Origin of the sequence: Halomonas jincaotanensis (genome assembly GCF_018448785.1) — a bacterium.
Classification (GTDB): Bacteria; Pseudomonadota; Gammaproteobacteria; order Pseudomonadales; family Halomonadaceae; genus Halomonas; species Halomonas jincaotanensis.
The window spans coordinates 45,868-64,807 of record NZ_JAHCLU010000022.1 but is presented as its reverse complement, the minus strand read 5'-3'; the positions used below and the strand labels follow the sequence as shown (position 1 = coordinate 64,807).

20 protein-coding genes and 1 other RNA gene are annotated in these 18,940 nt (G+C 60.1%); 10 read left to right on the top strand and 11 right to left on the bottom strand.

The window, feature by feature from the left end; genetic code table 11:
• Both KG088_RS16800 and KG088_RS16795 read left to right on the top strand, forming a co-directional pair.
• Positions 1-272, top strand: a 272-nt coding sequence (locus KG088_RS16800; RefSeq protein WP_213827352.1) for a winged helix-turn-helix domain-containing protein, incomplete at its 5' end; no start/stop codon positions are given.
• The gene (locus tag KG088_RS16795; RefSeq protein ID WP_213827350.1) at positions 269-1,663 is read left to right on the top strand and encodes an ATP-binding protein; all 1,395 of its coding nucleotides are present in this window, start codon (positions 269-271) and stop codon (positions 1,661-1,663) included. The genes KG088_RS16800 and KG088_RS16795, both read left to right, overlap by 4 nt.
• On the opposite strand, the gene KG088_RS16790 is transcribed toward KG088_RS16795, so the two are convergent.
• The 5 genes from KG088_RS16790 to ffs all read right to left on the bottom strand — a co-directional run bounded on the left by KG088_RS16790 (position 1,614) and on the right by ffs (position 5,435).
• Positions 1,614-1,910 carry a hypothetical protein gene (locus tag KG088_RS16790; protein WP_213827348.1) on the bottom strand — a complete coding sequence of 99 codons (297 nt, stop codon included), beginning with the start codon at positions 1,908-1,910 and terminating at the stop codon, positions 1,614-1,616. The two genes, KG088_RS16795 and KG088_RS16790, sit on opposite strands and share 50 nt — an antisense overlap.
• Positions 1,911-2,091: 181 nt before the next feature.
• Complete coding sequence (locus KG088_RS16785; protein ID WP_213827346.1) at positions 2,092-3,060, bottom strand: alpha/beta fold hydrolase; 969 nt, start codon at positions 3,058-3,060, stop codon at positions 2,092-2,094.
• Positions 3,057-4,217, bottom strand: a complete 1,161-nt coding sequence (locus tag KG088_RS16780; protein WP_213827344.1) for a serine hydrolase domain-containing protein — start codon at positions 4,215-4,217, stop codon at positions 3,057-3,059. The genes KG088_RS16785 and KG088_RS16780 overlap by 4 nt, the downstream gene beginning before the upstream one ends.
• Before the next feature lie 4 nt (positions 4,218-4,221).
• Positions 4,222-5,076, bottom strand: coding sequence for a CPBP family intramembrane glutamic endopeptidase (locus KG088_RS16775; RefSeq protein WP_213827343.1), 855 nt, complete (start codon positions 5,074-5,076; stop codon positions 4,222-4,224).
• Between the two features lie 262 nt (positions 5,077-5,338).
• Positions 5,339-5,435, bottom strand: an RNA gene (gene ffs / locus KG088_RS16770) — signal recognition particle sRNA small type.
• 347 nt (positions 5,436-5,782) lie between these two features.
• On the opposite strand from ffs, the gene KG088_RS16765 reads away from it, so the two are divergent.
• The 7 genes from KG088_RS16765 to KG088_RS16735 all read left to right on the top strand — a co-directional run bounded on the left by KG088_RS16765 (position 5,783) and on the right by KG088_RS16735 (position 11,758).
• Positions 5,783-7,828, top strand: coding sequence for a hypothetical protein (locus KG088_RS16765; RefSeq protein ID WP_213827341.1), 2,046 nt, complete (start codon positions 5,783-5,785; stop codon positions 7,826-7,828).
• Positions 7,829-8,007: 179 nt separating this feature from the next.
• Positions 8,008-8,775, top strand: a complete 768-nt coding sequence (locus KG088_RS16760; protein WP_213827339.1) for a TlyA family RNA methyltransferase — start codon at positions 8,008-8,010, stop codon at positions 8,773-8,775.
• Between the two features lie 254 nt (positions 8,776-9,029).
• Positions 9,030-10,100 carry a phospholipase A gene (locus KG088_RS16755; protein WP_213827338.1) on the top strand — a complete coding sequence of 357 codons (1,071 nt, stop codon included), beginning with the start codon at positions 9,030-9,032 and terminating at the stop codon, positions 10,098-10,100.
• A gap of 87 nt (positions 10,101-10,187) precedes the next feature.
• The gene (locus tag KG088_RS16750; protein ID WP_213827336.1) at positions 10,188-10,520 is read left to right on the top strand and encodes a DUF883 family protein; all 333 of its coding nucleotides are present in this window, start codon (positions 10,188-10,190) and stop codon (positions 10,518-10,520) included.
• Positions 10,520-10,912: a phage holin family protein gene (locus KG088_RS16745; protein ID WP_213827334.1), complete on the top strand. Its 393-nt coding sequence runs from the start codon at positions 10,520-10,522 to the stop codon at positions 10,910-10,912. The genes KG088_RS16750 and KG088_RS16745 overlap by 1 nt, the downstream gene beginning before the upstream one ends.
• Positions 10,902-11,234, top strand: coding sequence for a YqjK family protein (locus KG088_RS16740; protein ID WP_319941465.1), 333 nt, complete (start codon positions 10,902-10,904; stop codon positions 11,232-11,234). The genes KG088_RS16745 and KG088_RS16740 overlap by 11 nt, the downstream gene beginning before the upstream one ends.
• A 68-nt stretch (positions 11,235-11,302) precedes the next feature.
• Complete coding sequence (locus KG088_RS16735) at positions 11,303-11,758, top strand: CopD family protein (RefSeq protein WP_213827332.1); 456 nt, start codon at positions 11,303-11,305, stop codon at positions 11,756-11,758.
• Positions 11,759-11,920: 162 nt separating this feature from the next.
• Here the strand turns inward: KG088_RS16735 and KG088_RS16730 are convergent, their stop codons facing one another.
• On the bottom strand, positions 11,921-12,457 hold the full coding sequence (locus KG088_RS16730; RefSeq protein WP_213827330.1) for a phasin family protein: 537 nt from the start codon (positions 12,455-12,457) through the stop codon (positions 11,921-11,923).
• A gap of 259 nt (positions 12,458-12,716) precedes the next feature.
• Positions 12,717-13,898: a BaiN/RdsA family NAD(P)/FAD-dependent oxidoreductase gene (locus KG088_RS16725; RefSeq protein WP_213827328.1), complete on the bottom strand. Its 1,182-nt coding sequence runs from the start codon at positions 13,896-13,898 to the stop codon at positions 12,717-12,719.
• 414 nt (positions 13,899-14,312) lie between these two features.
• Between KG088_RS16725 and KG088_RS16720 the strand changes: the two genes are divergently transcribed.
• On the top strand, positions 14,313-15,155 hold the full coding sequence (locus KG088_RS16720) for a helix-turn-helix domain-containing protein (RefSeq protein ID WP_213827326.1): 843 nt from the start codon (positions 14,313-14,315) through the stop codon (positions 15,153-15,155).
• Positions 15,156-15,181: 26 nt separating this feature from the next.
• On the opposite strand, the gene KG088_RS16715 is transcribed toward KG088_RS16720, so the two are convergent.
• From KG088_RS16715 to KG088_RS16700, 4 genes are read right to left on the bottom strand one after another with little or no spacing between them, the layout of a single operon-like run.
• Complete coding sequence (locus KG088_RS16715) at positions 15,182-16,474, bottom strand: pilus assembly protein TadG-related protein (RefSeq protein ID WP_213827324.1); 1,293 nt, start codon at positions 16,472-16,474, stop codon at positions 15,182-15,184.
• Positions 16,471-16,926: a TadE family protein gene (locus KG088_RS16710; RefSeq protein WP_213827322.1), complete on the bottom strand. Its 456-nt coding sequence runs from the start codon at positions 16,924-16,926 to the stop codon at positions 16,471-16,473. Before KG088_RS16710 ends, KG088_RS16715 begins: the two co-directional genes overlap by 4 nt.
• Positions 16,927-16,951: 25 nt before the next feature.
• Positions 16,952-17,896 carry a tetratricopeptide repeat protein gene (locus KG088_RS16705; protein ID WP_213827320.1) on the bottom strand — a complete coding sequence of 315 codons (945 nt, stop codon included), beginning with the start codon at positions 17,894-17,896 and terminating at the stop codon, positions 16,952-16,954.
• Between the two features lie 48 nt (positions 17,897-17,944).
• Positions 17,945-18,940: a type II secretion system F family protein gene (locus tag KG088_RS16700; protein WP_250148326.1), complete on the bottom strand. Its 996-nt coding sequence runs from the start codon at positions 18,938-18,940 to the stop codon at positions 17,945-17,947.

Below are 18,940 nucleotides of genomic sequence, written 5' to 3'. Positions count from 1 at the left end.
TCTGTCGAGCAGTCTACGTCAGAAGACTCTACTTAGCCGGCCTCAATCCCTGTCCAGCCCCTTGGGTCCATCTCTCTCCTCGCAGCATACTATCCGTCGATCAGATCAAGGATCGGCTGTACGGTATGAGCGATGAAGTGGAGAGTAATGCGCTGAACGTTCATATTCACCATCTGCGACGCAAGCTGGGCCCGGGTGTGGTGGAAACGGTAAGAGGTCTCGGCTACCGCCTCGGCGATCCCCGCGCTATCCAACCCCCAGGTGTTCGATGAGCCTCAGGTCCCGCCTACTTCTAACGCTAGGACTGACACTGGCATTACTGTGGGGACTGGCAGCCACCTGGCAACTGCGCGACCTGCATGCTCAGGTAGAACAGACATTGGACAAACGCCTCGCACAGTCAGCACGAATGGTTGCCGGGCTTCTGGAACAACTTCCAATGGGTGTCTGGGATCAAGTCGATCGCGCGGCACTGTCAATACCTCCGATAGAAGGCTTGGCATGCCAGGTCCATTCACCACGCGGCGAGGTCATCGCCCGCACCCACTCCGAGATGGACACCATCCTCGCTCCTGGTTCGCCTGGTTACTCCTATCGCGAAGAGGCCGGCACGACTTGGCGAGTCTTTACCTATCAACGCGACGGTCTCACCATCACCACTGCCGATCGCATGGATGAGCGCGACATCCTGTTGCGCGATGTCATTAAAGTCGCCGTCGTCCCCTTCCTGGCGGCTCTCGTGGGCAGCATGATCGCACTATGGTTCGGGGTACTGCGTGGACTGAAACCGCTCGCACGTCTGCGTGACGCCTTGGCGCAACGCCATCCGGATGCGTTGGAACCCCTCAATCTTCAGGGAACGCCAAACGAATTGCGTCCCTTGATTGGTACGCTCAATACGTTATTGATTAGAGTTCGCCAGGCAATGGTACGTGAGCAGCGTTTTACCAGTGACGCCGCGCATGAGCTCCGCACCCCCCTGACAGCGATAAAAACCCATCTCCAGGTCGCGAGACGTGTGGACGGTGACGCTGCAAAGAACGCATTGAACCGTGCCGAGGAAGGGGTTGCACGCTTGGCGCGCACCTTGGAACAGCTCTTGTTGTTGGCCCGGGTAGAGGGGCGGTTAACGTTTGAAGATGGTGAGGCCTGCACGATAAAAGAGGTCATCACATTGGCAATCCGTGATGCAGGACCGCCGGCACAAACAGACCGAGTTTTCATGCAGGGGCCTCTGCCCGACACAGAATTGGATATGCCCCGCGAGTTAGCGGTAGCAGCCCTTCGCAACCTTATCGATAACGCCTTGCGTCACAGTGGCTCGGATAAACCGATAGCCGTCGAGGCCTCATGGCAGAAAGGTGAGCTTGAGTCACCGCGGGTCAATGTGTGTGTCCGCAATCCGGGCCCCTGGGTTGAGGACGCAACCCTGGAAAATCTCACCGAACGATTCTGGCGCGCAAGTCAGCATCACGGCAGTGGGCTGGGGCTCGCCATCGTCTCTGCCATCGCCGAGCGCTTTGAAGGAGAGCTGAGCTTTTCAAGGCCCCCCGACGGCGGATTGCAAGCGTGTATATCGCTGCCCGGTCGTGGCACCGGCGAGAAGCGTCAATCTAGGCTGTCTGCTTATCGGCAGGAGACGAAGAGAGCCGAGTGGCGTTGAGTACGACGCTCAGGGAACTAGCCGTCATCGCCAGCACGGCGACGACCGGAGGGATAGTCCCTGCAACAGCCAGGCTCAAGCCAATCGCATTGTAAGCGATGGAAAAGAACATGTTCTGACGCATCACGGTACGTGCTCGCTGGGAGAGGAGCACGGCGTCGGCGATTCGCGCCACACCGCCATTGGCAACGGCGACGCTGGCAGCAGCTGTTGCCATCGTCGTGGCGTCGGCTACTGCCAATCCCATGTCCAGTCGCCCGAGATAGAGGACACCGCAGCCCGCCCTCTGGGGTTGAGGACCAGCGCCATTGCCTTGATAGCCCAAAGGGGTGGGATTCCGACGACAAGGCCCGAGCCAGCCCAGCTTCGCGTGCCCTCGGGGCGCAGCGCGAAGTCGCGTAGCGTCTCGACGAAACGCGCGGTCTCTATCAGGAACGGTGCGTGGCTCGAGCCAAAATGAAATCACTGATGTCCCGGGCCAGATCGGCGTCGTGGCCAAGCCAGATGTGACCGCCGTCGGGATAGACGACGAGGCGTGCGTCGGGGATGCGCCGGGCGAGCAGCCGCGCAGTGTCGGCGGTACCGAAGAGGTCGTCGGCGCAGGATAGGATCAGCGTCGGCACCACGATGCGCTCGAACGCTGTCTGCGCGGGTGTTCCCGTCCAGTACCCGTCATTTCGCAGACCATCGGTTTTGCGGCTGATCGGCATCAGCCCGTCGCGGATCAGGTCGGCCCGCTGCCGTTCTTCGGCTGAGACATGGGCCAGCAGCGCCGGATCGGTCGCAAGAAGCGTCCGCAACAGCATGTCGGGGGCGAGCGTCGCGAAGCCCCAGAACCACGCGTCCGAGGTCAGCACCCGCTCGACCGCGGCGCGTTGCTGAGCGCTGAATTCCACGGGATCTCGCCCCGTCAGGTTCGCCGCCGGCACGATGAGGGCGAGATGCGAACAGCGATCCGGGTGGCGCAGGGCGAATTCCGCCGCCGTCAGCGCCCCCGCCGAGCCGCCCGCCACCACGATCCGGTCGAGGCCGAGGTGGTCGAGCAACTCCACCAGCACATCCGCATGATGGGCCGGTGACGCATCGTCTGGAAAGGCGCTGCGCAGGTAGCCAAAGCGCGAGGGGGCAACAATCTGGAACCCGGCTTCGTGCAATCCATGGCCGAACAGCAGTCCCTGATTGAACCCGCCGCCGGCACCGTGGATCATCATCAGGGGCGGCCCGCGCCCGGCAATCGCGTACTCCAGCGGCCCGGCCCGGGTCTCGATGACGCTGCTGCGCCTGGCAACACTGGTATTCGCCGCCGACATGGTGGCGCGATAGTCGCCCGTTGCCCAAGCACCCGCCGCGAGTGCAATGCCCCCCAGACCGGCCAGCAAGGCGCGCCGGGAGATCATTGGACAACCTCCAGCGCCAGGTCCGCGAGCGCTGCCTCCATGTCGGAAACCCTATCGCTCGAGTCGTCGATGAAGCCCGCGTCGGTATTGATCTGGAAGGCGACGGTGAGGCCATGGTCGGCGTAGTGGCGAAGGCTCGAGACATAAGCCGGTATCCAGCCGCCATGGCCATAGACGGGGCCGCGCGGCGTGTCGGGGTGGATCGCGACGCCAGCCCCGTAGAGGACGCCAGGGGCAACCGGCACTCCGCCGAGCAGCCGGTCGAGATAGGGGGCTGCCATCGCGGCGCCGCCGAACAAGAGGTGCCCCCAGCGTGCAAGGTCGTGCGAGGTCGAGGCCAGCCCGCCGCCGGTCCATTCCACGGCTGGGTCCCAAAGCAGTCGGCCCTCGGCGTCTGCGGTTCGCTCCTGCAGTCCGAAGGGATTACCGGGCGCCAAATAACCCACCGCTAGGCCTGGGAGGTCGCGGCGATCAGAGGGGAAGGTATCGGCCAGCGCGAGGGGGTCGAGGAAACGCGTGTGCACGACTTCATGGTAGGGCTGGCCCGTCACTGCCTCGATCACTAGCCCGAGCAGAATGTAACCGGTGTCGCTGTAGGCCCAGGCGGTGCCGACCTCGAACAACGGATCCATTCCCGTGACAAAACCCACGAGGTCTTCGGGGGTGATCACGCCTTCACCGGTCACCATCTTCGCCCAAGCGGCCTGGAACGCGGGCAAATGGACGTGGTCGGGCAGGCCGGCGCTGTGGCGCAGCAAGTGGCCGATGGTCATGGTCTCGGCATTGGGCAGGTCGCTGAACCACGGGCGGTCACCCAGATGATCGGCCAGCAGGTCGGCCCGCAACAGGCGCCCCTCGTTCTCCAGCGCCAGCACCGTGGCGGCGACGAACGTCTTGCCGATACTCGCGGCCAGCATCGGGGTCTCGGGTGTCATGGCGCGGCCCGCTTCGACATCGGCTAGGCCGGTCGCTGCTGTTGCAACCTTGCCGTCGGGCAGCGAGATGGCTGCGGTTGCGCCCGGAAAGCCGTAGCGCGCGTGGAAGTCCTCGAGCGTCGCTTCCAATCGCGCGTAGAGAACGGCGCCGTCCTGCGCCCCCACGGGAGCGACCGCACCGAGGGTTGCCACGATGCTGGCTGCGATGAGGAATCTGCGCATCCGTCTACTCCGCGACCTTGGTTGCCAGGGCGTGCTTTGCCGGCACGACCTCGGTCACCGCCCCTTCGCGCGAGAACATCGTGTCACGGTTCCACCACACGACGATGATCGCAACGACGACGAGGATCCACGTGTCCCAAGGCTGCGCGTCGGGCCAGAACGGGTTGATGAGTTGCCAGTGGAACAGCATCGGCAGCAGCAGGCTTCCCCTGGCACTGTTGAATATCGGGGTGACGAGGATCGCGAGCGTGACGTTGCCGATGAAGAAGGGGAGGAAGTTCCAGTCGGCGAAGACCGTACCGGGCAGGAAGAACGCCGGCAGGTGCCACACGCCCCAAATCGACCCGATGAGCACTCCGGCCCATATCGGCGCCATGTGCCGCTGAAGCAGGGGTTGCGCCACGCCGCGCCAGCCGAATTCCTCGATAGGCCCCAGAAACAGCATCATGAACAGGACCGCCATGACCGTACCCACCCCCTCGGGAAGCAGCGGCGCCAGCACGGGTCCATCCTTGATCAGTGAACCCGCGACGAAGACGAGCGGTAGGCCGATCAGGATGAAGGCCACCCAGCCCGCCGAACACCGCCACAGGAAAAGCCGGGACAGGAAGACCCGCAGGCCCGCCGTACCGGAATGGAGGACCACCACAATGAAGGCCGCGATTGCCGGCGACCAAGTCGCGAGGAAGAAGAACGGATGCGATCCGCTGATCTCGCCGAAGGTGGTGGCGGCGATGTCCGGGAAGAGGATATAGACCCCGATCAGCCCCCAGGTGATCATAAAGGTAATGCCGACGAAGGCAACGAGCGCCAATGACGGAATTCTGGCCGGCCGTGTCGAGCGCGATCCTCCTGCCATGGGAAACCCCCCGAGGATTGGAACAATCCAAGGGCAAATCATCGCCCATGCGCGGAGCGGCGTCGCTGACGTGGATCAACCTGCATCCTTCCAGAAGGCGCAGCTTTCTATGAGATGACGGTAAGAAAAAGGCACCCGGCTTTATCAACGCCGTGTGTATAATGACATTCAGGTGGAAAAATGATCTACAAAAAGGGAACTTGCCGGCTTCTTTACAGTTTTTATCAACTTTGGACGCAAACGACACCTGAAATGGAGGCGGCCCCGCCAGCCACATCCCGGCACACGCGTCCACCACTACCGTTGCTCCCTTCCGGGCCTGGCGGGGTTTGCGGTCTAGCGTTGCGGGAGGACCAACAGGGCCACCATCGAAGACGCTTGGAGCGTCTCTGCTCAGCAAATAAACTAATGGCTGCTGAGCGGTGCGCACTATATCAATGCTCGTTACAAACGACAAGAACCACCGACCTCATTCTTGCGGTGCAGGATGCCGAGGATGAGAGTCCTTACACCTTCGTGTATAGTAGAGCGCATATTTTAACCCACCCTTTGATCGCCGCTATGTCGTCGTGGCGCCTGGGGTCTACCTCAAGGGTGATGATGCTCACACCCTGCATGACCTGCAGAAACATCAAGAAGATCTTGATTTTTATGTATAAACAAGGCGTCATCAAGCTGGTGATTGCCTGAAGAACAAGGAGTCGGCGTGACAACGTACGGACCCACGCAAGACGCCAGTGAAACCCCGGCAGGCAACGACAAGCTCGTTAGCCTGCTGGCCGAACTCGATAAAGCCATCACACTTCTCACGAAATCTCTTAAGCTTACCAAACCGCCAAAGCTGCAACTGGTCTTCGATACCGCTCGACGTATCTTGCTACAGGAAGGCGGTGCTGCCGCCATCGAAGCACGCGCCCAGGCCCTTGAAGAAGCCGGCGTGTTTCAAGGCTCCGACTGGGAAACCCCCCAGTACCTGATTCCATCGCTGACGACGCATTCGCTAAAGAGTCCCGACGCCACTACCGTGGTGATCGAAGTGCTCAGTGAACTACGTCTCCTGGCGGTGGCCAAGGGTGACTATCTGCATTCGCTGATATCATCCGAACAGGCCCACCACTATCTCACTCAGGTGATAGCGCTCAATCTGTCGCTGCTGTTTGGCACCCCGAGCGAAGCCGAACGCGAGACACAGGGCCGCGTGGCACAGATTCCACGTAACCTGTTCCACCATATGGCCAATCGCATCGGCTACGAACATATCATTGATCGGCTTATCGACGAGATCTGGCGAATCCTGCAACAGCGCCCGATTCTGGTCGAACCCGTCAAGCAGATGATCATCCAGATTGCGATCTGCCAGTCCAATCCCGATATCGATCTGGGAGTCAGTGGCCAGGGAGCCGACCGTCTGGTCAGCTCCCTTTTCGGCCCTACCCAGGCGTGCCGAGAAGATCCCGGCGTTGAGATCTATCGTGAACGCCTCTTGAGCATGGATGCCTCGGCATTGCAGAGCGAAGCCACTGGTTTCGCCCGTGCCATGCACGACACGGGGCTCGTATCGCCCTACCACACGGTGCTGCTTCGCCACTTGCTCGATCACAGCGACCACCTGCTGGCCGAGGCATTGGGGCTCTCCTCCACCGGTCGCGACTGCCTGCTCTGCTATCACGAACTCGTCCATGCACTGATACGGGCCGGCGTCCACCCAACGACGCCTCAGGCGGTTTATGGGCTGACGCTGACGCTCGAGCGCGGCATTTTCTACCAGCCACCCGTGGCACCGGCGATGTGGCGCCAGTTGGGGCTGAGCCTCAGCGAGTGGTCGCAGGCACGTCTCAATCTGGCCTTCGGTAACTCCGTTTCGCCTCGCGCCCGTCTGGTAGAAGGGGTGCTTTGCGTCCTTGGTCTTCCGCTCGGCGTCGGCCAGGGCAACAATCCCACCTGCCAGTCGGCGCGTGCCCTTTCGATGTGGGCCTACAACGACCCGGACTATCTCCTGCAGATGGTGGCCTGGGCGGCGCGTGACGACGATATCATCATGCACTTCGAAGGCATGCCGCTTTCCTCCATGGCGAGCCAGTCAGGCGTTGCCACGGAGTTGCCCATGGACCTCGATCCCGTATCACTGATCGTCGTTCCGCACCTGGATCGCATCTATGCCGAAATGGTCAGGCGTTGTAGCGGCCGCGAAGGCGACCCCCACCGCTGGGTCAATCCCGAATTCCATGGCTGGTGGTCAGGGCGCGGCTTTCGCATCAACGTCGACGTCGCGACCGGCCAGCTGGACGAACTGGACGCGTTTTTGCGCCATTTCTACGCCAGCTATCACCCCTACTACAACGGCAACCAGCCACTGATCCATCCGCAACCGGCGGGCGTCGCCATCACCGATAGTGCAGCACGTTTCATCGGCTGGCACGCCATTACGGTGCTGCGCGTAACACTGGATCCCGACGATGTGATGCGGGTGTATTTCTTCAATCCCAACAATGACAGCGGACAGGATTGGGGCAATGGCGTTCGGGTCAGTACCGCACGCCATGGCGAACGCTTCGGCGAATCCTCGCTCCCCTTCGAGGAATTTGCCTCACGGCTGTATATCTTCCATTACGATCCGCTTGAACGCGGCGAACTTGCCGAGATCACCCAGGAAGAACTTGACCGCGTCATCGGCCATATTCATGGCAGTTGGGGCACTAACCGGATTCCTCCCTCGAAGTTTCAAGCCTCGACCGGTCTGGAAGGCACTTGATCGATCCCGACGTTGGCCATCAGGCAACCGTCGGTACCTCACTCGGCATCTACGGGGTAACGATACCGCAGCCAGCGCGACTCTAATTATCTGCTGCACATCCTTGACGCCTTCGTTAACCGGCTAATCAATCCAGTATGCCATACTGCCGGTCGCGCGACTCGTCTCAGGATTTCGTCATGCCACGCCTCGATCAGCTCCTCATCTCACAGGGTCTGGCCCGCTCACGCACCCGGGCCCAGCGGTTGATCCGTCACGGTCGGGTGAGCCTGGCCGACGATTATCGCCTCCTGACCAAGCCAGGAGAAAAGTTGGCTGACGATACCCGGCTGCTGGTCACCGACGACCCGGAAGATCGCTTCGTGTCACGCAGTGGCCTAAAGCTCGAGGCGTTGCTCGATGATCTCGGCCTGCGTCTGGATGACATGCGGGTACTGGATGTGGGGCAATCCACCGGCGGCTTCACCGACTGCGCGCTGCGCTATGGCGCACGCCATGTGATCGGAGTGGACGTCGGTCATGGACAACTCGATCCGGCGCTTCGACGCGACCCGCGGGTGACCTGCCTGGAGGGCATGAATGCCCGTACCATGGCCACCGATGCACGCCTTCTCGGCGCCCTGTCGCACCATGGAACGAACGCGCCCGACCTTGCCTTAATGGACGTTTCGTTCATCTCCCAGACCCTGATTCTGCCAGCGCTTGCTGCCCTGCTTTCGCCGGGCGGTAGGCTGTTGAGTCTGGTGAAGCCACAATTTGAAGTCGGGCCTAACGGCGTGAATGCCCGCGGCCTGGTGAAAGACCCCGCCAGTCGACACCGTGAAGTTGAAAGCCGCATCCGCCGCTGCTGTGAGGAAAACAGCCTGCGAATTCAACATTGGCAACCCAGCCCGTTACTGGGTGGCGACGGCAATCAGGAATTTTTGCTGTACGCCCAACGCGAATGAACCTGCCCAGGCTCGGTCGCCTCTGTGGGGATTCGACCATAGCGCAATATTCCTGACCCGCCACGCGAATGAGGGTAATCTATATCGCCTTACTTTCATCAACCTCCCGGCGCTACGGTCGAATAAGGCACCCATCGATTTCGGCTTAGCGTAGCCACAAGACAATAGCCACAAGACAATGGGAGCAAACGGTTGACTTGGCGACACGGAATGGTAGAAACATCGCTCACACGCTTCATGGGGTCGTCGATACAATGAATGTGACACGCTCACTCGCACTGCTGGCCCTTTCGCTGACCCTCGGGTTGCAGACATTGGCGGTGCAAGCACAATCGCAACCGCTTTCCGAGGCAGAGCGTGCCGAGATTCAGTCACGCATCGAAAGCCTCAATAGTGAGCTCGAATCGCTGCATCGTCAGCTGAGCGAGGGGCAAAGGCACTCCGCCCCTTCTTCCGATTCATTACAGGCCGCACCTGCCTCACAAGACCCAGATGTCTCGCCAGCCCCCGAAGAGGAGGAGTTGGCGAGTGTCCAGGAACGCCGCGAGCTCGAGAAGGAATCCGCCCTGAATCCGTTCTCGATCACGACTCACCGGCGCAACTATTTGCTGCCACTCACCTATAATCTCAATACCAACGACCAGGGCTTCAGCGCTGGCGATCCCGATCGTGCCGAGGTCAAGTTTCAGTTCAGTGCCAAGTTCGGCCTGGTCGATGACTTCTTCGGTGACGCGGGAGGGGATCTGTACTTCGCTTACACCCAGCGCAGCTGGTGGCAAGCCTATAATACCGATGCCTCTTCTCCCTTTCGTGAGACGAACTACGAGCCAGAAGTCTTCATCGACTTTGATACCCGTTGGTCGCTGCTGGGCTGGACGAACATCAATAATCGGCTGGGTTTTAATCACCAGTCCAACGGGCGCTCCGTCGACCAGTCGCGCAGCTGGAATCGCCTCACGCTGCAGTCGACCTTCCTCAACGATGACTGGGCGGTGACGGTAGCCCCGCACTGGCGAATACCCGAGACCGAGGCGGATGATGACAACCCCGATATCCATCACTACATGGGCTATGGCGATGTCACGGTGGCCCACCGCTTCAATACCGACCAGGAAATCAGCATGCTGGTAAGGGGCAGCCCTCGCCACGGCAACATGGGAGCCCAGCTCGACTATTCCTGGCCTCTCTTCGGCAACGTCCGCGGACATGTGCAGTACTATTCAGGCTATGGCGAGAGTCTGATCGATTACGATCATCGTACCGATCGCCTTGGAATCGGCTTTAGCCTCAACCCATTGTTTTCGGGTAATGGTCTCGATCATTGAATGTGTCTCACCCAAGGGAAAGCGCATTGAACTCACCCCTGCTGCTGCTATGCTGGGTGTGTCATTCACCGTCAAAGGAAGACCCAGATGGCTAATCGCCTGCCCCATGCTAGTGAATCCACCAAGCAATTGAGAGAAGACCTGCAGCACCTTACGCAGACTGTTGAAGAACTCGTGAATGCCACCGCCGACGACTCCAGGAGCAACATCAAGGAGTTACGGAGTCGGGCAGAGACCCATCTCAAGAATACCCGCGCTCGCCTCGAGGCTCGAGGCGAGCGGCTTTATGGTGAAGCACGCGATAGCGTTACCGAGCAGGCCGATGTACTGGACACCTATGTGCACCAGAACCCTTGGACCAGCATCGGCATCGGTACCGGCGTAGGGGTCCTCATCGGTATGCTTATCGGGCGGCGCTGATGGCATCAAGCCTGGGGCCGACGCTTCGCCTTTTCACTGCCGGCAAGCGCCTGATGATCAGCCTGCTGGCCACTGGCGAGACGCGCTTGCGTCTCGCGGTGCTGGAACTCGAGGAAGAACGCGCGCGGCTAGTGACGCTACTGTTGCTGTCCGGACTGAGCTTGATCCTGTTGTTGCTGGGCTTGGGGGCGTTGACCACTCTGGTCATCGTGATCTTCTGGGAAAGCCACCGTCTGACGGCCATCGCTGCCAGTGCCGCGGTACTGCTACTCAGCGGCATTGGCGTAGCCGCTTGGGTGATGCGACTGGCGCGTCGCCGCACCCTGCTGGCCAGCACATTGACCCACCTGGCTACCGACCGAGAGTTGTTGGAGTATCGGCGTGATACGTAAAGCCAATGCGCAACGTCCCCCTGTTGTCACCAACGTCGAGCCCATGAGCCGTGCCGAACGCAAGGCACGGCTTGAGGCCAGCATTGAACAGCAACGCATCGACATCCTGGTGGAAGCGAGTCGCTGGCGAGAGGCCAGTCGCCCGATTGACGATGCATGGCGAGGGCTGATGCGTTTCAAGACGCCGCTCTATGCCATCGGCGGGTTTCTGCTGCTTCGCGGGTCGCGTAAACCCGGCTCGCTGGCCCGCCTCACCCACCGCGTGGAGGGTGGCATAATCCTGTTCAATCGAGCACGTCACCTACTGCGCATGCTTGGATGACGTCGTGCTTGTTTCGCGAACGGAGCCAGCGTGACCCACCGCCATCGTCGTGTTGATAGGAGCTCGCAATGGCCATCGCTCTCGCCCTGCACCTGCTCGCCGCTGTCATCTGGGTCGGCGGAATGTTCTTCGCCTGGCTGATCCTTAGACCGGTAGCCGCGACGTTGCTGGAGCCTCCCGTCAGGCTATTGCTATGGCTGGGGGTATTTCGGCGTTTCTTCCCCTGGGTATGGGGCGCCGTTATCACCCTGCTCGTCACCGGGTTCTGGGTACTCTTCGGAGTCTATGGCGGTATGGCAGGCGCGGGTTGGCATGTTCATCTGATGCTGATTACCGGACTCGCCATGATGGCGATCTTTCTGCATATCTGGTTTGCCCCCTATTCGCGTCTGGGGCGCGCCGTGAGCGAGGAAGACTGGGCAGCCGGCGCCAAGCAACTCGGTAAAATACGTCGGCTGATTGGCCTCAACCTGGGCCTGGGTCTCGTCACCGTGGCCGTCGCCTCCGGCGGGCGTTTTCTCTGATTCACTCTTTGACGCTCCCACTGCGATCTTCTCACGACTCGACGTTGCCGCCTCTGCCTCATCAAGGCCGAAACATCTAGTGGCACATACACATCAAAAGGGCCGCCTTCCTGGGGAAGGCGGCCCTGCAAGCATCGAGCTCGAGTCAACGAGTCACTTGTCCTAGCTGCTGGTCGACTTCTTGCTCTTGTCGGTCTGCTGCTGGCTTTTCTGCTGAGTATTATCAGTGTCTTCCTTACCCTTCTGAAGGCTATCTTCTACTTGATCCTGACCCTTCTGAAGGTTGTCCTGAAACTGCTTCTGGCCCTTCTGCATGTTTTCCTCGAGCTGCTTGCGGCCCGTCTGCATACTCTCCATCGTCAGCTGCTGAGTCTCCTTCAGGTAATCCTGGCTCAACGACCGGATCTTGTCAGCGTCTTCCTTCAATCGCTCACTCATCTCCTGGACGGCCTTCTGCTGCTCCTCGATCACCTGGCGAAGACTGTCTGCATCCTTGACCTCGAGCCAGGAGCGGGATTGCGCCAAACTGGTGTCTGCAAAGGCGCGAACGGCATCGAACTGTGCCGAGAACAATTGCTCAAAATAATCGGTGGTCAGTGCCCCGTAGGCGCGCGCCGGCTCGGCGACGGATTTGTCGAACTGCTCGGTGGCTTGCTCGGTAGCCTGATTGACGTCTGTCTTGGACCTTTCAGCGCTCATCTAATATCTCCTTGTCATGAACTAACTCAAGTGGAATTACACTCAAGTAAAGGCGCTATCTAGCACACATTACCTCCGAACATCACCTCAGAGGCTTAATGCTGCTTTCGCCAGTGATGTAGAAGCGCCAGCCCCACGATGACAGCGCGTACTTCCTTGTCGTGGCGACACTTTTTATTACATCCACCAAAGTATAAGACATCGTCGCCCTATTTTCCGTGCGGTAGAACACCCAAAGGCTGTAGAACGGCAAAAATAATTATAGCGACTCCCCACACGCGACCCCCGATGCCCAGGCCCATTGGAAGTTGTGCCCGCCGAGTTCGCCGGTGACATCCAGCACCTCGCCAATGAAACGTAATGGGGGCAGCGACACGACTTCAAAGCTCCGCGATGAGATCGCTCGCGTATCGATCCCTCCCATCGTGACTTCGGCGGTTCGCCACCCCTCCGTTCCGGCAGGTTTGAGACGCCAGGCCTTCAGCCGCTCGGCCCATGCGAAAAGCTCATGATTGGAGCGCTCGGCCAGCATGCCGTCGGCCCCGTACCACTCGATCAATGCCTGGGCGAGCCGCTTGGGCAACTGCTCGGCAAGCCAGCCCGAGAGGCGGCGCCTGGGCGTTTGGCGACGCGCCGCTGTCAGCGCCGAGTAAACATCGATACCGGGCAACAAGTCGATGGTGAGTTCATCGCCAGGCATCCAGACACTCGATATCTGCAGCATCGCCGGGCCCGACAGCCCCCGATGCGTAAACAACATTGGCTCATGGTAGTCGCGGTTTCGACAACTCACGCTGACATCGCAACTGACACCCGCCAGATCCGCCACGCGCGACTTCCACTGAGAGGTGAGGGTAAAGGGCACCAATGCGGGACGAGTCTCGCTGACTTCCAACCCGAACTGGCGGGCGATGTCATAGCCGAAGCCGCTCGCGCCCATGGAAGGAATCGACAGGCCCCCGGTCGCCACCACGACGGCCCCGGTATCGATACGTCCCGACGATGTTGCCAGGCGCATGCCTTCGCCCGCTTGCTCGATGCGCTCCACCACCGTCTTGAGGCGGATGTCGACACCGGCCCACTGACACTCGGTCAGCAAGACATTCAATAACGCCTTGGCCGAGTCCGCACAGAAGAGCTGACCTGGCGCCTTTTCCACATAGTCGACGCCGTGACGCTCGACCAGTTCGACGAAATGCTCCGGCCGATAGCGCTTGAGCGCCGAGATTGCGAAATGGGGATTGGCCGAGAAAAAATTCGCCGGCTCGGTGGCCAAGTTAGTGAAATTACAGCGCCCCCCTCCAGACATCAGAATCTTCTTGCCGGCCTTGTTGGCATGATCCAGCACCAGCACGCGCCGGCCCGCATAGCCGGCCGTCAGCGCACACATCAGGCCGGCCGCACCAGCGCCGATCACCACGACATCGAGTTGGGAGGTCATGCTTCGTCACCATCGGGGTTGTCGAGGAAAGCGGCAGGAAGTCTATCAGAATAGCGAGAGGCCACCATCAGAGGACGATGCAGCCTTAATTGGCGGGCTTGCATGAGCGACTGTGATACGCGCCTCACGTCTTAAGGGAGGAAGACCTCATGCCTTTGAATTATTTTTCAGAAAACAAAGGGCGATATGCCTTGCCAGAAAATAACAAGAATGCCTACTATAATATATAGAAAATTAAGCAACTTTAATGCCATGTAAGCCATCCAACCCTGCCAGTAAATATAAATAAAAACAATAAGTTGAATAATAACGGAAGCAAGAAACCGTGAGGGAGGTCGAATGCAATGCCATGATTATGTCTTGATTGTCGTCAGAAACCTACAGCAAGCTAATGACGATGATTACGTGAAAGTCATGCGAAAACAGGGCTATAGAGTTAAGGTAGTGCCGGCCGGCGAGGATCCCATTCCCATCATGGAGGCAGGCCCGCCTATCGCCGCGTGCTTCCAGTTCGACTACCCGGATCAGCAAGGACTCACTGACTTGCGCCATGCCAAGCAGCGTGTCGCCTCGGTGCCGCTGCTGATGATCACCCAGGCGCACTCCGAGCACCTTGCCGTCTGGGCCTTTCGCTGCCGCGTCTGGGATTACTTCGTTCACCCCATCGATATGCCACGCTTTCTTGCCGTGCTGGAATCCCTGCGTGACGCCAGGCTGTCGGGAAATCCATCCCCCTCCCATGGGCACCCTGAGCCGTTCAGTTCGCTGGATAGCCAGAATGCGATCCCCCATGAAGCGCGCCTGCGTTCTCCCCCACCGGAAAGCGGTCAGGCGCATATCGACCGTGCCCTTACCTTTATCGACAAGAACCTGCATCGCAAGATCGCCCAGTCGGAGGTGGCTGACAGCTGCAACCTCAGCACCTTCCAGTTCAGTCGCCTGTTCAAGCGCCTCACCGGCAGCACCTTTCAGGATTACGTGCTACACCGCCGCATCACCGAGGCCAAGCGGTTGCTGGCCAACCCCAAGGTGTCGATCACCGACGTCTGCTTTACGGTGGGCTTCAGCGACCTGTCCTATTTTACCCGCACCTTTCAGCGCTATGTGGGTCAGCCACCCTCGCGCTACCGGGTGAACATGACCGACTCGTCTTTTTCGCGTTCGACTCCGCCAAAACCCACCCCCAAGGATGACGACATAAAATCCGTGGTACGCCCCGAGGTCCCTGAACCCGATATTCCCCCCTATCGCTCCTGAGAGAATCGGCCAGGAAGGCCGATTCGCTAGTCCACCAGTACCGGAATACGCGCCAGGATGCCGAAGTTCTCTCCGCCCGTCTGGCCCTTGGGCTCATGGTAGGAACAGCTTGGCAGGAAATAGATACTCTTCTGACGCCAGCCGCTTTCCTGAGGATCGCTACTCCACTCGGCCAGGCTGCCATCGGAATCACGAATATTCATCGAGGCCACGAAATCGTCCCAACGCGTCACCCCGTCAGCGTCGGCATTGCTCCAGGTGCCGGGCGATACGCCATCACTGTCTTCCGGGGGCAGCTCCATCTGCTGAGGCGCATCGTCATCAATCTTGTTGTCCTGATCGACGATCCAGGCAATATTGAGATCCACGGCTCCGACCAGTGGGTTGCTCGGTGCGATGCCATCCTCGCAGTCGACCACCGGTAGCGTCAGACTCCATAGCCGTTCCTTGTCGGTTTCCTGCTCCCAACAGTCGTACAGTGCCTTGAAAGCTGCCTGGACCTGACCATTGTTAGTGGCAATGTCCTCTCCAAAGCGCAACTCGTCGGGATTGCCTTCGCCGCAGATCAAGTCCTTGAGTTCGCTAGCGCTACTCGCCCCGCTATCGTCGTGTTCAAAGTTTGTCCAACCACCGGTCTGGTCGCCCTCGGGGATAAAACGCCCCACGTCACAGGAATATTCCTCGCCATCCATGAGAGCCTGCTTGCACATGGCGATCGGCTGGTCGGTATCCTCCGGCCTCAACGCCCCGGCAAAGCCGATATAGGCCACTGCATTTGCCGAAGCTTCGTAAGGGTCAAGGCCGAGTGTGCTACCAAAGAATGTCTGCACTTTTATATCGCTCCTAGCGGCGACCACTTTCACGGCATTGATAAAAGTAGGGTCGTTGTCCAGTTCTTCAGTAGAAGCACCGGTTAAAATAGGCGCGCTCCAAATTCCTCCGTTATATGGAGTAAAACCAGGCGAAGAACCAGGCATCAAGCCGAAGCTCCAGTGGCCAGGTGTTATTTCAAGGTCTTCGACGGGCGTATTCTGGCTATAATTTTTCTCAACAGCTTCCTTCGCGTAAGTGTAATAGGCTGGATTTCCAGCACTGCCATCATTTGTATACAGAAAGCGAGCCCCGGCCAGCGCCCCGGCATCGGCGGCGTTCTGCAGCTCGTTGCGGGCCACATAGAGATTTCCGCCATCCACTGCCAGGGCTGTAAAGCCAAGCAACATAAACAGCGAGACCGCCAACAACACCATCGAGACGCCACCTTGGCGGCGGGGAGAGCCGAAACGGCTACGGGTATTGGATAGAGATAGTTTCATGTTCATTCCGCTCTCATTACAGTGGTGGCAGACAAATTCAGCACACCCCCTAGGTCACCGATAAAGCCCGGTAACACGAGATATTGGTAGGGATAATCCACCACGACAGTGACATAACTACCAGGCGACATATCGGGATCTGAACGATCAATGTCGATATCCATCTGGGCCGGCCCCCCCAACGAGATCAGATATTTTTCAGCGTAATTACGCACCGCCTGTTTGATAGCAGCATCCTCTTCCGGGAGGTTGCGAGTATCAAGGACTGGATCTGCGGGACGATAGAGAATCCCGGTCCGCGCCCCCTCGCGGCTGGCATTGGTCAGTGTCGCCTTGTCGAACAGGGCGACGCTGAACTCGATGATGCCGAACAACAGCAGGAAGAGCACGGTGGCCGAGATGGCGAACTCCACCAATTCGGAACCCTTCTGCCTGTGCAACGAACGCCCCATCTTCATGGTGATATCTCCTTGTGCGCCACGGCTAATTGACGACCGGCCCGCCTTGGCGGCGCATCATGTTATCCAGGCTGCGGGCATTCTCGCTGGCCGTGACGTAATAGGCCGGCGACAGGCGCATGGCTTCCTGGTAAAGGCTCATTGCCTGCTCGAAGCGCCCTTCCAGCATCGAGATATAACCAATGTCGTTATAGGCCTTGGCACGGTCGCCATTTCGCCCTACCGCCTCGACGGCGAATTCGTAATCGCCTTCGCGGGCATAGACCAATCCCAGGTTGCGCCAGGCCAGCTCGTAACGCGGATTGACACTGACCGCCTCGCGCAACGACTTGCGGGCTCCCGACCAATCACCCGCCAGGTACCGCGAGTAGCCGAGGTTATTGAGCACGCGTGGCATGCCGGGGCTGACCGCCAGGGCGCGGCGGAAATGCTCGGATGCCTCGTCGTGCTTGCCCTGCATATCGGCAATCACCCCCAGCGCATTGTGGGCCTGCCACGGCGCGTCGCCGCGCGCCGCGATGGGCCGCAACTGCCTCTCGGCCTCGTCGTGCTTGCGCTGCTGCAGCAGCACGATGCCAAGTCCCGTCCCGGCGCCGCTGTGTCGTGACTCGAGATCCAGCGCCCAGCGATACGCCAGGCTGGCCAGCTGATGATTCCCGCGACCATGGTGAATGGTGCCGATGCGGTATAGCGGCTCTGCCTGGGGACGTTTCTCCAGTTTCAGGCCGCGCAGGTATTCGAACAGTGCCCTGTCATCGTCGCCGGAACGAATGGCCGCCTCGCCGTTCTGGTAGGCCTCGGCAGGCGAGACGACAGGAAAGGCCGTGCTGTAGGCAGCATTGGAGCCGCCATCGTCGAGGACGCCGTAATCATTGCCGGCGCCATTTCGCGAGTTGCTGGCACAACCGCCCAGCACCACGACACACAGAACGACGGCGAACAGCTTGGTAGTGCGATGCAGATGAGACATGACGAACCCTCCCGGGTACCTTGCGTAAGTGAATGCTTCTTGTTGTGATCAATTACCCGCCAATGCCCTCATGGCGCCGAGCAGCGGCGGCCCGATGGCCACCACGAAAAAACTGGGGAAAACACAGAAGATCAGCGGGAACAGCATCTTGGTACTGACCTTGGCCGCCAATTCCTCGGCCTCCTGGGTGCGCTTGTCGCGAAGCTCCACGGCATAGAGGCGCAGGGTGGCGGCGATACTGGTGCCGAAGCGCATGCTCTGCAGCAACGTCGTCACCAGGCCGCGAATGTCATCGACCCCGGTACGCTCTTCCAGGTCGCGCAGCGCCGCCTTGTGATCCATGCCGGCGCGGGTCTGCATGCTGAACATGTTCAGTTCGTCGGCAAGCTCCGGATGGCTGACTTCCAGGTCGCCGGCGACGCGCTGGATGGCGGCGCCCAGCCCCAGCCCCGCCTCGGTGCATACCACCAGCAGGTCCAGGGCGTCCGGCAAGCCGCGTCGCAGCAGGCGGGTACGCTGCTTCAGCGCCCGCTCGAGCCAGAAGGTCGGGAGCAGGTATCCGGCGAGCGCCGTCGCCACCAACAGGATGATGCTCGTCGCGACAGGCACCCGCACGAAGGGCAGCACCACTCCCATCATCAACAAGGGCGGAACGACCGTCATTGCCAGCCGCGTCCCGTAGAAGACGTTCAGGGCGCCGGGCGAGCGCTTGCCGGCACGCCGCAGCCGCTGAGCGATGCGGTTCCTGGCGTCTTCTTCGGTGGGGACCAGGCGTTCGCCCATCGGCCCCAGCCACTGGCCGAACACCGCCCCCGTCGGCTTGGAGGCACCCCCGCCCCCACCGGCCGAGGCCGCTGCCGTTTCGGCTTCCAGCCCCCGCAGCCGCCGTCGCAAGGGGTCGGACAGGCCCACGACCAGCAACAGCAGGGCGATCATCAAGGCGAAGATGGTCAGGCCCAGCAGCACGGCAAAGGCCATCTGTACCATCTGCGGGTCGGCGATTCGTTCGTCGAGCCAAGTCATCACGGGCATCAGCGCATCCAT